The sequence below is a fragment of the Sorangium sp. So ce406 genome (genome assembly GCF_051474675.1).
GTDB classification, from domain to species: Bacteria; Myxococcota_A; Polyangia; order Polyangiales; family Polyangiaceae; genus Sorangium; species Sorangium cellulosum_G.
Map to the genome: position 1 here is coordinate 8,974,414 of NZ_CP150340.1, position 13,785 is coordinate 8,988,198.

Annotated in this window: 15 protein-coding genes; all 15 read left to right on the forward strand. The window is 69.4% G+C overall.

Features of this window, described 5'->3' with window-relative positions; genetic code table 11:
- Positions 1 to 106: 106 nt before the first annotated feature.
- The 15 genes from WME96_RS33495 (at position 107) to WME96_RS33565 (ending at position 13,784) form a co-directional block, all read left to right on the forward strand.
- Positions 107 to 862 carry a hypothetical protein gene (locus WME96_RS33495; RefSeq protein WP_437285649.1) on the forward strand — a complete coding sequence of 252 codons (756 nt, stop codon included), beginning with the start codon at positions 107 to 109 and terminating at the stop codon, positions 860 to 862.
- A complete protein-coding gene (locus WME96_RS33500; protein ID WP_437285650.1) occupies positions 859 to 2,424 on the forward strand; it encodes a hypothetical protein in 1,566 nt (521 codons plus the stop codon). The genes WME96_RS33495 and WME96_RS33500 overlap by 4 nt, the downstream gene beginning before the upstream one ends.
- Before the next feature lie 20 nt (positions 2,425 to 2,444).
- Positions 2,445 to 3,821, forward strand: a complete 1,377-nt coding sequence (locus WME96_RS33505) for a phage portal protein family protein (RefSeq protein ID WP_437285651.1) — start codon at positions 2,445 to 2,447, stop codon at positions 3,819 to 3,821.
- A gap of 409 nt (positions 3,822 to 4,230) precedes the next feature.
- Positions 4,231 to 4,938, forward strand: coding sequence for a hypothetical protein (locus WME96_RS33510; RefSeq protein WP_437285652.1), 708 nt, complete (start codon positions 4,231 to 4,233; stop codon positions 4,936 to 4,938).
- Positions 4,939 to 4,941: 3 nt separating this feature from the next.
- Entirely contained in the window at positions 4,942 to 5,379 is a 438-nt protein-coding gene (locus WME96_RS33515; RefSeq protein WP_437285653.1) for a hypothetical protein, read from the forward strand.
- Position 5,380: 1 nt separating this feature from the next.
- On the forward strand, positions 5,381 to 6,385 hold the full coding sequence (locus WME96_RS33520; RefSeq protein ID WP_437285654.1) for a Mu-like prophage major head subunit gpT family protein: 1,005 nt from the start codon (positions 5,381 to 5,383) through the stop codon (positions 6,383 to 6,385).
- Between the two features lie 77 nt (positions 6,386 to 6,462).
- On the forward strand, positions 6,463 to 6,933 hold the full coding sequence (locus tag WME96_RS33525; protein WP_437285655.1) for a phage protein Gp36 family protein: 471 nt from the start codon (positions 6,463 to 6,465) through the stop codon (positions 6,931 to 6,933).
- Entirely contained in the window at positions 6,923 to 7,330 is a 408-nt protein-coding gene (locus WME96_RS33530; protein ID WP_437285656.1) for a hypothetical protein, read from the forward strand. Before WME96_RS33525 ends, WME96_RS33530 begins: the two co-directional genes overlap by 11 nt.
- Positions 7,327 to 7,860, forward strand: coding sequence for a hypothetical protein (locus WME96_RS33535; RefSeq protein ID WP_437285657.1), 534 nt, complete (start codon positions 7,327 to 7,329; stop codon positions 7,858 to 7,860). Before WME96_RS33530 ends, WME96_RS33535 begins: the two co-directional genes overlap by 4 nt.
- A complete protein-coding gene (locus WME96_RS33540) occupies positions 7,861 to 9,318 on the forward strand; it encodes a DUF2586 family protein (RefSeq protein WP_437285658.1) in 1,458 nt (485 codons plus the stop codon).
- Positions 9,319 to 9,321: 3 nt separating this feature from the next.
- Positions 9,322 to 9,822, forward strand: coding sequence for a hypothetical protein (locus tag WME96_RS33545; RefSeq protein ID WP_437285659.1), 501 nt, complete (start codon positions 9,322 to 9,324; stop codon positions 9,820 to 9,822).
- A gap of 2 nt (positions 9,823 to 9,824) precedes the next feature.
- On the forward strand, positions 9,825 to 10,349 hold the full coding sequence (locus tag WME96_RS33550; protein WP_437285660.1) for a hypothetical protein: 525 nt from the start codon (positions 9,825 to 9,827) through the stop codon (positions 10,347 to 10,349).
- A gap of 203 nt (positions 10,350 to 10,552) precedes the next feature.
- Positions 10,553 to 12,547, forward strand: coding sequence for a hypothetical protein (locus WME96_RS33555; protein WP_437285661.1), 1,995 nt, complete (start codon positions 10,553 to 10,555; stop codon positions 12,545 to 12,547).
- Complete coding sequence (locus tag WME96_RS33560; protein WP_437285662.1) at positions 12,544 to 13,107, forward strand: hypothetical protein; 564 nt, start codon at positions 12,544 to 12,546, stop codon at positions 13,105 to 13,107. Before WME96_RS33555 ends, WME96_RS33560 begins: the two co-directional genes overlap by 4 nt.
- Positions 13,104 to 13,784: a hypothetical protein gene (locus WME96_RS33565; RefSeq protein WP_437285663.1), complete on the forward strand. Its 681-nt coding sequence runs from the start codon at positions 13,104 to 13,106 to the stop codon at positions 13,782 to 13,784. The genes WME96_RS33560 and WME96_RS33565 overlap by 4 nt, the downstream gene beginning before the upstream one ends.
- Position 13,785: the final 1 nt, after the last annotated feature.

A 13,785-nucleotide genomic window follows, 5' to 3' on the forward strand; every position in this document is an offset into this window, starting at 1 on the left:
GTGCGGGAAATGTTGAGGTCCCGAAGGCTGGCTCTTACGACTGGGTGCTCCCCACGTCCCGAAAGGCTATTACACCTGTTATAACGAGGCGTGCTTTTCTTGGGGTGTGGCCGATTCCTCGCAGCACAGCGGCGCGTGCGTCGTCTGCAAGCACAAGAAGCTTGCGGCGGTGGATGCTGCTCTCGAGGCTGGCGAGGACGTCATCAAGATCGCGCAGCGGTTCGGCATCACGAAGGTGGCGCTGCGTCGACACGATGCCCATCGCATCAAGGAGGCACCGTCATGCTCGGATAGCCCTGCTCTGGCGGGAGCTCCGTCTTCAGGCCAGGAGAAGGCCTCCAACGTAGTCTTCCTTCCCCGCCCGAAGACGCCCCCGAGCACCTGCCCGATCTGCGTTCACGCCAAGCGGGCCGCCATCGAGGCCTCCGTCGCCGCAGGCGACACCTGGAAGACCATCGGGCGCCATCACCTCGTCGACGCCGCTGCCGTGCGGCTCCACGCCGAGGGCTGCCTCAAGGGGGCGCTCCGGCGCACGGGGGGCAGCGAGGACGACCTCAAGGCCGTGGCGAACGCGCGGGCCCGTTGCCTGTCGCTCGTCGAGAAGGTCGAGCTCCTGGTCCGGGAGGCCGTCGAGGACGAGGAGGCGAGCTGGCGCGACCGGGCATCGCTCATCGTCGCCGCGAAGGGCGCCCTCGAGCTCCTCGGGCGGTTCACCGGCGAGATCAACTCGAACACCGAGGTAACGATCGTCGACTCGCCCAAGTGGAAGCGGATCGAGGCCACCATCTCGAAGGCGCTGGCCCCCTTCCCTGAAGCCGCGGCTGCCGTGGCGAGGGCGCTGGCCGACTTGGAGGCCGCGTGACCGCGCCGATCGCCGATCGCGTGGCGAAGCGCGGGCGCCGTCCTCGGGTGACCTTGGCCGGCGCGCTCTCCGCCGCCATCCTGGCCGCCTCGGCGGCCGAGGGCCGCATCCACTGGCCGTCCGATCGCTACCGCGAGAACCCCGTCGCGTTCTTCCGGGAGGTGCTCGGCATCGAGCCCTGGAGCCGGCAGATCGAGGTCATCGAGGCGGTGCGCGACCACAAGCGGGTCTCGGTCCGGTCGGGGCACAAGGTCAGCAAGTCCAACACCGACGCGGGTATCGCGCTCTGGTTCTACGCCTCCTTCGACGACGCACGCGTCGTGATGTCCTCGGTCACGGACCGGCAGGTCAACCAGATCCTCTGGTACGAGCTGCGCCGGATGTACGCGCGGGCGAAGCACCCGCTCGACGGCGAGATCCACGAGCTCGCGCGCTCGGGGCTCAAGTCCAAGGACTTCCGCGAGATCACCGGCTTCACCGCCAAGGAGGCCGAGGCCGTCGCCGGGGTGAGCGGCAAGAACCTGCTCTACATCCTCGATGAGGCGAGCGGCATCCCCGAGGTCATCTTCGAAGCCATTGAGGGGAACAGGGCCGGGGGAGCGCGCGTGCTCCTCACCGGCAACCCGACGCGCTGCGAGGGCGAGTTCTTCCGGTCGCACACGGACAAGAAGGAGTTCTACAAGACCGTCCACATCTCCAGCGAGGAGACCCCCAACGTCATCGAGGGGCGGGAGGTCATCCCGGGGCTCGCGACCCGGGAGTGGATCGAGGAGAAGCGCCTGGAGTGGGGCGAGGACTCGGCCATCTACCAGGTGCGCGTCCGCGGCAACTTCGCCCGCCAGGACGCCTGCACGGTCATCCCGCTCTACATGGTCGATGAGGCCGAGGAGCGCTGGTACGACGTGCCGGCCGAGGGGCGCCTCCACGTCGGGGTGGATGTGGCGCGCTTCGGCGACGACGACGCCGTGGCGATCCCGCGCCGGGGCTTCAAGGCGATCGAGGTCGCGGCGTGGAACGGGCTCAGCGAGGAGAAGCTCGCGTTCGAGGTGATGCAGGTCGTGCGGCGGCACCGGCATCCGCGCGAGCCGAAGGCGGCCGTCAAGGTCGACGCCTGCGGCGGCATCGGCATCCGCGTCGTCCACTTCCTCATGACCTACTCCGAGGAGATCGAAGTCATCCCGGTCAACGTCGCGGAGAAGGCGCGGCTCCCGACCGAGTTCCCGCTGCTCCGTGACCAGCTCTGGTTCGCGCTGCGGGACTGGCTCAAGGCGGGCGGCGCGATCCCTGAGGACAGCAAGCTCGCCGCGGAGCTCACCGCGCCGAAGTTCGAGTTCGACATGCTCCAGCGCCGGAAGGTCGAGTCGAAGGACCACCTCCGCAGGCGGCTGAAGCGCTCGCCCGATCGCGCGGATGCGCTCGCGCTCTGCGTCTGGGAGCCAGCGATCTTCCAGCCGGATCACCCCGACGACGACGCCGGTGGCGACGAGGCCGACGGGGAGGCCGCGCGGCTCGACCCGTACGGCGGCGCGCTCGACCCGTACGCGGGAGGCCTCGGCGTATGAGGGGCCGCATTCGTCGCGCCATGGCGGCTGCGGTCGCCGAGCTCGTCGCGCCCTCCGTCGCTCCGCCGGCCTCGTCGCCGATCGCCGCCGCACGCCCTGCGGCGCGGAGCATTGAGGCGCACCGTCGCCGTCGCCGGGGGAAGCGGATCGCGCCGCTCCCGGTCAACGTCACGCGCTGGTACCAGCGGGACGTCGAGGACGCGCAGCACCAGGCCAGCCAGGGGGATCTCGCGCGGGCCGGCCAGCTCTACCGAGCACTCCGCCGCGACGGCGTGGTCCAGGGGCTCCTCGGGACGCGCACGGGCGGCCTGGTCCGGCTCCCGAAGCGGTTCGCAGGCGATCCCGAGGCCGTGGCCTTCTTCGAGGGCGCGGAGGGGCGCGAGGGTACCTTCAACGCCATCTTCCCCGCCTCCGAGCTGGCGATGCTCGACGCCGACGGCGTGGTGCTCGGGGTCGGGGTTGGCGAGTTCGTGGAGATCGAGGGATCCGCCTACCCGGTCTTCTGCCGGCTCGACCCGGAGTACCTCATCTACCGGGCCCACGAAGACCGCTGGTACTACCGCTCGCTCGAAGGCCTACTCCCGATCACGCCGGGCGATGGCCGGTGGGTCCTCTACACGCCCGGCGGTCGCCAGGAGCCGTGGAACAACGGGCTGCTCTGGGCGCTGGCGCGTGCGTACATCTCGAAGGAGCACGCGTTCTTCCTGCGGGAGAACTGGAATTCCAAGCTCGCGAATCCGGCAAGAGTCGCCGTGGCGCCGCAGGGCGCGTCGCAGGAGCAGAAGGAGAGCTGGTTCCAGAAGGTGATGGCGTGGGGCGTCAACACCGTCTTCGGCCTGACGCCGGGGTACGACGCCAAGCTCCTCGAGAGCAATGGTCGCGGCTACGAGAGCTTCCGGCAGACCATCGAGGACAGCAACCAGGAGTTCATGATCTCGATCGCCGGGCAGATCGTGACCGTGACCGGCGGTGCGGGGTTCGCCAATGCCAACATCCACGCGACGATTCGCGCGGATCTCATCCAGGGTGACGCCGAGGCGCTCGCCGCGACGCTGAACACGCAGGCGCTCCCGGTCGTGCTGCCCGAGGGGCGCTTCCCCCTCGGCGTGCGGGCGACGGTCGCCTGGGACACGCGACCCCCCGCGAATCTCAAGTCCGAGGCCGAAAGCCTCAGCGCCGCAGCCAAGGCCATGGACGACTGCGCCGCTGCACTCCAGCGGCAAGGCCTCCAGGTGGACGCGCGTTCGCTCGCCGCACGCTTCGCCATTCCGGTCGCTGGCGACATGGACGGCGACGCCAAGCCCGACACCAGGACGCCGCAGCTCTCGCGCGCTCCTGCGCGATCGCTCCCGGCTGCCTCCACCGAGGCACAGGAGGCACTGCCTTATGCAGCCTGACGTTGCGCAGCTCGTCGCCTACTGGACCAAGCGCCTGCGGATGCGGGACTGGAATATCCACCTCAAGGTCGTCGACGATCTCAGAACGCCCGACGGCTTTGAGGCCTACGGGCTGTGTGAGCCCTTCCCCGACGACCAGCGCGCGCGAATCTACATCCGCACGCCGCGCACACCCGAGGATCACGCGCGTGTGGCGGAGACCGTGGTCCACGAGCTGCTCCACGCGAAGATCTCGCCGTTCGTCGCCGGGAACCGAGAGCCGGCGTCGATCATAGCTGAAGAGCAATTTGTGTGGTCCCTGTCTCCGCTTCTCGCGGAGCTCGGCGGGACCGCCGATGGCGAAGTGTTGGTTCGGGCGATGGCCCGAGTCATGAGGCGCCCGCTCCGTGCGGGCGGGAGGTCACAGAGAATGGATCCGAACGATCTCGCGACCCTCGCAACCGAGGGAGGCGCGCTCAGTGCCCGAGAGGACGTCCCCGAGGACGTGAAGGGCTGGATCACCAAGGCGATCGCGGCGATGGCCGGCGGTTCCGCGACGCCGGAGAGCGAGGCGCCGCCGGCCATGCAGGACGAGGACAAGCCCATGCCCACCATGCAGGACGACGAAGACAAGCCGCCGGTGTACCAGCGCGGCGCCACCAAGGCTGCGCGCGCGCCGCAGCCGACACAGCCGGCGCAGGCCGACGATCTCGGCACGGTCATCCAGCAGGCCGTGCGCGCTGCCGTGGCGCCGCTCGCGGGAGACCTCGACTCGGTGAAGCGCGACCAGCTCCTGGAGCGCGCGGGCGGTGTGCTGACCGAGGACCAGCTCCGGTGGGCACGCGGCCAGCCCTTCGCCGTGGTGAAGGGCCTGCTCGAGGCCACCGCGAGCGGGCAGCAGCAGCCGGCACAGCAGCAGCGGGCCGCACGGGCGTCCGCGCCGACGCGCGGCGGGCACGGCGGCGGTCTCGCGCCGGGCGCTCGCGATCCGGAGGTCGACCGGAAGATGGGCATCAACCGGGGCCCCGTGGGGCCGGAACGCACGCCGGACGGCGGGATGCGGATCAACCCCACCACGCCGACCCAGCTTCGCGCCGCGCTCCGCGCCGGCTTCGACCAGCTCAACGGGAGGGGCTGAATCATGGCCTCCGTGCGCAAGTTCCGCCCCCAGACGGCGGGCCAAGTCGAGCGCGTCAGCCGCACGAGCGTCCAGCTCGCGGCGGACGTCACCGTCCGCAAGGGCCGGCCGGCGGTCATCGACGGCGGCTACTACCGCGAGCCGGCCGCCGGGATCGAGACGCTCTCGACGCTGCGCGGCCGGTGGACGCAGGACGTGAGCAACGCCGGGGGAGCCGCGGGCGCCAAGGTCGCCGAGGTCGACTTCTATCACGAGTTCCAAGTCGTCTGGCTCAACAACGACACCGAGGGATCCCCGGCGCATAAGGCGGATCGAGGCGGGCAGTGCTTCTGGGCTGGCCCGCTCACCGTCACCAGCGCGGCCGATGGCAACAGCGCTGCAGGCGAAATCTTCGATCTCACCGACGACGGCCGGTTCGTCGCGGTGAAGCTGGAGAGGTGACATGTCGGTCGCGATCACTCCGAGCTTCATCCTCCAGTTCGAGGACAACCTCCAGTACCTCTTCGAGGATACCTGGGCCGCGGTGCTGCAAGAGCTCATCTGGGACCGCTTTATGCGGCAGATGCCGAGCAGCGGCCGCACGGAATACTACTCGTGGATGCTGAACGCGGCCGGCATCCAGCCGCTCGGCAACGGCGGCCGGTTCCCCCTCGAGGACCTCTTCGAGGTGAGCCACAAGATCGAGAACGAGGAGTTCGGCACCGCGCTTGAGCTCGAACGCAACTCGATCGAGGACGTCGACGGCAAGGGCATCCAACGCGGCGCGCAGTGGGCGCAGCAGATCGCCGGGGAGGAAGCCTACTTCCCGCAGGACGGCCTGTTCCGGCTCATTGAGGAAGGCGAGGACCACCCGGCCTACGACGGCGTGGGCTTCTTCCACGTCGAGCACCCCGTCAACCCGGTGCTCGGTCCCGCCGCGGGCGCGTATGCGAACCTGCTCACGAACGCTCCGCTCACGCCGAGCAACTTCGCGCGGGCGATCGCCTACATCAAGACGATCAAGGGGCCGAACAACAAGCCACGGAAGCTCATCCCGCGAACGCTCGTCGTGAGCCCCTACCAGGAGCTGACGTCGAAGGAAATCCTCACCGCCCAGACTCTCGGCCGCGATGGTCCCACGCAGTTCGGCGCGCAGGACAACGTGCTGCGCACGTACGGCTTCAACCCGCCCGTGGCCGCCCACGAGCTCACCGTCGATGGCCACTGGTACATCGGTTGCGAGGTCATCGGCTACGCGCTCCCGGCGTTCATCTACCAGGTACGCCGGCCCTTCAAGCTCAACAGCTTCTCGCACCTCGACCAAGCCGAGCTCGACGTGATGAAGAAGTTCCGCTGGACCTTCGATGGCCGCAACCAGGTCGAGTACGGCCACCCCTTCTTGTTCTTCAAGTTCAAGCCGACCGGGCCTGGCCTGTCGCTGGATGACTTCGAGACGATTGTGACCTGATCGCCTCCTTCCCAGTGGATTGCTGTACCCCACCCCGACCGGCTCAGCCGGCGGGGATTTGGGGTCTGAGGGATCCGATGAGCTGCTACGTCACCATCGCTGACGTCCGGGATCTCGGCACGCTGCCGGAGGAGGACATCACCCAGCTCGAAGTCCAGTACCCCGGGATCACCCTGCGCATCGCCACGAAGATCTCGGGGCAGTTCGACGCTCGGCTCATCAAGAGGTACGCAGCGCCGTTCCAGGAGCCATACCCCGATTCGCTCGTCGACAACGTGGCGCGCGTCGTCGCCTACCGGCTCACGCTGAAGCGTGGGTTCAACCCGTCGTCCGAGCAAGACCAGCTCATCAAGGAGGAGAAGGACGAGGCGCTCGCGTGGCTGAAGGAGGCCGCGGATAGCGAGAAGGGTCTCGTCGAGCTGCCCCGCCGGCAGACGACGCCGGGCGGCGGGAGCGCGATCGACAAGGGGGGTCCGCTCGGCTACTCGGAGAGCAACCCGTACCTCGCGTTCGACCTCCAGGCCAGGGAGCCGCGGTATGGCCAATAGAGGCGACTTCGCTGCCCTGGAGCGGATGATCGCGAGCTGCCGTGAGCTGGCCCGGCTGCCCGAGCTCGCCGCGCCGATCGCCGCACGGAACGTCGAGGCGGAGCTGCGCGCGTCGGCCTCGGCGGGGCGGGCGCCGGATGGCTCGGCGTGGGCGCCGCGGAAGAGCGACGGAGGGAAGGCGCTCGCGAACGCTGCGGGGGCCATCTCGGCGAAGGCGATCGGCACCGTCCTGCTCATCCTCCTCCGTGGGCATCACGTGTTCCATCACTTTGGCGCGGGCAGTGTATCGAAACGCCGAATAATCCCGCAGGGCTCGATTCCGCCGAAGCTCGGCAATGCCATCAGGCTCGGCTTCGTTCCGCCATTCCGCGACATCGTGAAGGGGAGGAAGTCGTGAGCCTCACGGCGCTGTACCGCCACGTGCGGGACCACCTCCAGGCTGCCGGCGTCACGGCGAGCGTCGTGTTCGGCAACCGCGAGCCCGCGAAGCAGATCAACCAGGGGGCCGGCAGGGCGAATCGCGTGGTCATCGCGCCGGGCGACGACGGCGGGGCACTCGGCGGCTACGACGCACCGGCGAAGCCGGGCAGGAACCCGCGTCCGCTCTGGGACTGGCTGCTCGTCGCGCGCGTGTACGTGTGGACCTACGACGCGAGCGCGCCGCAGGACGAGGCGGTGCAGTGGGATGCCGTCGTCGAGCTGCACGAGCGGGTCGTCGAGGCGATCCACAGCTTCACGGCGGGGTTCTACAAGCTCAGCGCGCCGCGGCGCCTCGGTCCGATCGAGAAGCGGTTCGGTGAGGAGCTCGTGTTCCTCCTCGAGTACGCGCAGCCCGTCTGTGCGCTCCCCCGCCCGAGGCGAGAGCCCATTGCGGCGCAGGGGCAGACCCTCTTGGTGACGCCAGCCGGCGAAGAACAGGGGTGTTGAATGTCGACTCCCAGCATTGAGATCGAGGTCCTCGACAACCAACTCGGCATCCGAGCGCCGGCCGATGCCGTGCTCGCGATCGTGGCCACTGCGGCGGGCGGCCCCCTGTACACGCCGACGCCGACCACGCGAACCAAGGATCTGATCGACACGTTCATCGGGGGGCCGCTCGTCGAGGCGGGCGCCTACGCGATCGAGCGCTTCGGGCTCACCGTGCTCCCCGTCCGCACCGACGCGAGCGTGGCCGGCGGGTTCGGGCCCCTCGTGCAGGACCTCGGCGGGACCAGCGTCGCCACCATCGACAACACGACCGAGCCGACGGACGAGCTCGAGGTGCTCATCAGGTTCCTCGCCGGCGGGACGGTTGGCACCGACGGGATCACCTACCAGTACTCGCTCGACGGGTGGCGCACCTCCTCGACGCCGCGGGCGCTCGGCACGGCGACCAGCATCGCCCTGCCCGAAGCGGGCAACATGCGGGTCAACCTCGGCGCCGGCACGGTCGGCGCTCGCGGCCAGCTCTCCTTCCCGACCACCGCCCCCTGCTGGAACGCGGCGGAGCTCGCCGAGGGGATCGCGGCGCTGCGCCACACGCGGGCCCGCTGGACGGCGCTGGAGGTCTACGGGGACCTCGACTCCGTTGCGCTCTCGGCGCTCGATGCGGGCCTCGAGGCCATGCACGCGGCCGGGCGCAACCGGCGCGCCATCGGACACGCCCGGAAGCCGAGCGCGGGGGAGAACCCTGCAGCGTACCTCGCCGCCCTCTCCGCGGCCTTCGGTGAGTCGTCCTCGCGGCGCGTCGCCGTGTGCGCCGGCTACGCGAAGATCGACTCGTCGGTCTCGCGGCGCCGCTATCGCCGGCCGCCGTCGCTCGCCGTCGCTCCCTTGGCCGCCTCGGTCTCCGAGGAGATCGACCTCGCCGAGCTCGCGTACGGCCCCCTCCCTGGCGTGTTCATCCGGGATGCGAACGGCAACCCCGACGAGCACGACGAGACCGTCTTCCCGGGCCTCGACGATGCACGGTTCCTCACGCTGCGCTCCTGGGAGAACCGGGCCGGCGTCTGGGTGAACAACCCCCGGCTCTTCTCGCCCGTGGGGTCTGACTTCCTCTACCTCCAGTACGGGCGCGTCATCGACCTCGCCTGCGACATCGCGCGTACCGAGCTCGAGCCCATTCTCAGCCGTGGCGTCGAGGTCATGCGGGATGGCAGCGGCCGGATTGATCCGGAGGTCGCCACCTCGATCGAAGGGCAGCTCAACGCGCGGCTCGGCAACGCCATCGTGGCCAAGCGCAAAGGGACCTCGGTCACGTTCACCTTGTCGCGCACCGATGACGTGCTCCGCACCGGCTTTATCGGCTGGCAGGTTCGGGTGCTCCCCCTCGCGTACATCAAGAAGATGCGGGGGACCGTGGCTCTCGTCGCGTCGGCGAGCGCGACGGCAAACGTCAGGGGATGAAACATGGCCATCGGCAAAGACGTCTTCAGGCGCAATGGCTACGAGGTCGGCTGGTTCTCCGCCCTCGTCAAGGTCGACAACGACGAGTTCTATGGCTTCACCGGGGTCGACTACGAGGAGAAGCTCGAACGCGCGTTCGCGTGGGGCATGGATCGAGCCGGCGTCCCGCGCGGCGTGACGCGGGGCAAGTACAGCGTCGAGGGCAGCAGCATCAAGGCCTACAAGGCCAGCGCGCTGGCGCTCATCGAGGCGCTCGCTCGCAAGAGCCCCGATGGCAAGAGCTACGGTTCGGTGCCGTTCCACTTCACGTTGCAATACGAGGAAGAGGACATCTCCATCACCGAGGAGCTCTTCGACTGCCGCATCGGGGGCCGCAAGGCGAGCCTCTCGAACGGCGCTGATCCGCTCGTCGACGAGATCCCGATCACCGTTATGTACGCGAAGCTTTCGACGCCCAACATCCAGGGCATGACGCTGTTCGACAACCGGCAAGGGAGGTACTGAGCATGAGCGCGTGGGAAGGATCTGAGACGCAGGCACGTTCGGCGGCGGACGAGCAGCCCGCGGAGCCTCCTGCCAAGGACCCCGCGATCGTCGCGCTGGAGAAGGAGCTCGAATCGGAGCGGGAAGCCCTCACCGCCGCGGAAGCGAAGCGCGAGCGAGAACGGCAGGCTGCCGTGCTCAAGGAGCAGATCGAGGAGACCCGGCGCCGTCGCAAGGAGGAGGAAGCGCTCTCCGAGGCCGAAGCGAAGTACGGGCCCCTCGGCAAGAAGATCGAGGCCCTCCAGACAATCGAGGGGCTCGTCATCGTGAAGGCGCCCGACGGCATCAAGGCGCGCAAGTGGATGGACCAGCACGGGGAGAACCCCAAGGTGCAGGCCTGCCGTGAGCTCGCCCGTCCCTGCGTCGTCTATCCGCCGCTCGAACGGTACGACGAGATCATCGCGGACCGGCCTGTCGTGGTCATCTCGACCGCGAACGCCGTGCTGAAGCTCGCCGGCCTCGGTGGGAAGGAGCTCGGGGGAAAATAGCGTCCCTCGCGGACCGGGCGAGGGGTGATGACGGGCTGTCGGCAGAGCTCCTGAGATCGCTGTTCCAGGAGCGCAGCAGGAACGAGGCGGAGTTCGTACGCGGCGCGGCAGGTGCGGTCGTGCTGCTTCGGGAGCTCCGCCGCATCGAGGCAGAGCTGAAGGCGACGCGCGAGACGATCGCACGGAGCTTGGGCGGGTGAGACATGGCGGCTGCGGATCAAGAAGCCAGGTTTGCGGTCGATCTGAGTGTCACGGGCGCCGACAAGGCGCAGGACCTCGGGCAGGCGCTCGCCAGCCTGCGCGACAAGATCAAGGCCGACCAGGCCGCGATCAACGAGCTCCAGTCCGCCATGCGGCGCCTTCAGGGGGGCAGCGCCGTCAACGTGGCCGTGATGAAGCAGCTCCGCGACCAGCTCGCCGCGAAGCGCGCCTCCCTCGCCGCCGCTCAGGAGTCCTACGTCAAGCTCGGGGGCACATTCGGCGACCTCCGCAACGCCGCCCGTGCGACGGGTGCGGGGCTCGACGATCTGCTCGGCGTCGCGCAGGGGGCCGGAGGCCCAGTCGGCGGCCTCGCGGGCCGGGTGTCACAGCTCCGAGGCCTCCTGGGCAAAGCGGGTGCTGCCGGCGCTGCCGTGGTCCTCGCCGCCGCCCTGCTCGCGATCGTCGCAGGCTCCGTCGTCGCCACGGCCGCCCTCGCTGCCTTCGCGCTCCAGGCGGCCAGCGCCGCCCGGGAGGCGCAGCTCCTGTTCGACGCCGTGAGCGCGGGCGCGGGGGCAGACCAGCGGCTCGGCGTGCAGGTGGAGCTCCTCGCCGGTCGCGTCGCGCTCGCACGCTCGCAGCTCAACGAGATGGCCCTGGCACTCGGGCGCACAAGGCTCCAGGGGCGCTCGCTCGAGGCTGCCTTCTCCGCGGTCGCGACCGCAACGGCGGTCATGGGCCAGGCGGCCGGCGGAGTGCTCCAGGGCATCGCCACCGAGGCCGCACGAACGCGCGTCTTCGTCCTCAACGCCTTCTCGCTGGACGGGACGGGGCTGAAGGTTGCCGACGTCGGGAAGGCGCTCGCGAAGCGCATGGGCGTCAGCTTCCAGACGGCCATGGCCGCCATCCACAACGGCCGCGTGCGCGTCGAAGAAGGCCTCAAGGCGCTCGACGACGCCGTGCAGGCCAAGTTCGGCAAGATCGCCAAGGCGCAGCTCCTCGGCTTCGGAGCGCAACTCCAGCGCACGAAGGAGAACATCGGCGCGCTGTTCAAGGACGTGAAGATCGAGCCCGCCCTCAGGGGGCTCCGCGGCGTGCTGCGTCTGTTCGACCAGAGCACGGTGACCGGGCAGCAGCTCAAGTTCATCGTCGAGACGCTACTCAATCCGCTCTTCGAGGCCGTCGCGCGCGTGTCGCCCTACGTGCAGGGCTTCTTCAAGGGGATGGTCATCGCGGTTCTGGTCGTCACGCTCCTGTTCGTGCGCGCCAAGCGCGCGCTCGAAGGAGCCTTCGGCAGCGAGTCGAAGTCCAAGATTGATGGCGTGAAGGTCGGCGTGTACGCCGGAATCGCCGCGGTCGCGCTCCTGATCGGCTCGATCGCGGCCCTCGCCGTGATGGTCGCCGTCCTGGCGACGCCGCTGGTGGCCCCGTTCATCGCCCTCGGCGCGGCCGTCCTCATGATGTCCCTGCCCTTCGTCGTGGCCGGCGCTGCGGTCTACGGGCTGTACCTCGCGGTCGTGGCGGCCTACCGCGCGATCGCCGCAGTGGACTTCGCCGAGGTCGGCGCGCGCCTCGTCGACGGCCTCGTGGCAGGCCTCCGCTCCGGCATCTCGCGCGTGGTCTCGGCTGTCAAGGAGCTCGGGGCGAGCGCCACGGCCGCGCTGTCGAGCATCTGGAAGGTCGCGTCCCCTTCGAAGGTCGGTTTCGAGAAAGGCGCCTTCTACGGCGAGGGCGTCGAGCTCGGCATCGAGAGCCGGACGGCTGGCGTCGACGTAGCCTCGCAGGGGCTCGCGGAGGCCGCGACCGGCGCGAAGGGCTCAGGCACAGGGCGCGGAGCGTCCAAGGCGCAGCGGGGCGGCGGCAACACCTATCACATCGTGATCAATGGCGTGAAAGACGCCGACGAGCTCACCGGTCGCACGTTCCTCGCGCGCCTCGTGGCGGAGCTCGAAGGCGCGGCGGTCACCGGAGGCATCCCACTCGAGCCGGAGCCGGCATGATCAACCCGCTCCGAGAGCCCGACCCGTGGAACGTCGTCGTCCTGGCCTCGAGGCGCACGCCTGGCCTCGCCGAGGTGGTCGGCGCCGGCTCGCCGCGGGACTGGGACGAGCGGAAGGGATACGGCATCTCGGGCGCGTTCCTGGTCTACACCGGCGATGGGCTCGCGAAGTTCTCGGTGCGGGTCTACCTCTGGGAGGACGCGCACTTCGACGAGTGGGAGAGCTTCAAGCTCATCGTCGACAAGCCGCCGCGCGGCGTCCGGCCGAAGGCGCTCGATATCTACCACCCCGCGCTCGACGACCTGAATATCCGCTCGGTCGTCGTCGAGGATCGCTCGCAGCTCCAGCCGCACGACGAAACCGGGATGTGGGTTTCGGAGATCAAGTTCAAGCAGTTCCGAGCCCCTGTACCCATGTTGTCGAAGCCCGAGGGCAGCACGGCGAAGCTCAACGAGCCCACGGCCGAGGACAACTACGACCGCGTGCAGCAGGCGCTCATGAAGCAGATCCAGAACCCGACCGACGACTTCTCCATCATCGACGCTTTGGGGGGTCTGTGACATTCTTCGCCTCCATCAACGGTCACCGGGTGCTCACGGCGAGCGTTCACGTGCCCTTCGCCGGTCTCTGGTACGCCGACGTCGAGCTCGACGAGGCACACGAGCTCAGCGGCGCAGCCGTCGTGAAGCTCGGGCCCCTGGAGCTCCGCGGTACCGTGCTCCCCCCGTTCTCGGGGACCTTCCAGCTCGGCACGCGGGCACGCGTCGTCGCAGGCGCGGGCGGCTGGTCGCGCCGCTGCAAGGCACGGCACTTCCACAACGACGCCGGGGTGACGCTCCGGAGCGTGCTGACCGCCACGGCGGCGGACGTGGGCGAGAACTTCGACGTTGCGGGCATCGACGGGCGGCTCGCGGTCGACTTCGTACGCGAGGCCGCGCCGGCCTCCCGCGTGCTCCGGCAGCTCCTCGGCACGACGCCGTGGTGGGTCGGCTACGACGGCACGACCCAGGCCGGGCAGCGCGCCCAGGTGGAGACGAGCGACAAGGCCTACGAGCTGCTCAGCTTCGACCCGCGGGCAAAGGTGGCGGAACTCGCCGTCGACGATCCGGGAGCCGTGGAAGTCGGCTCCGTGCTGCGGGCACGGCTCGACCGTCCTCTCGTGGTTCAGCAGCTCGACGTGGAGATGAGCAAGGGGGCGCTGCGCGTCAGCGCGTGGGGAAAGGAACTCGCGGCGTGAC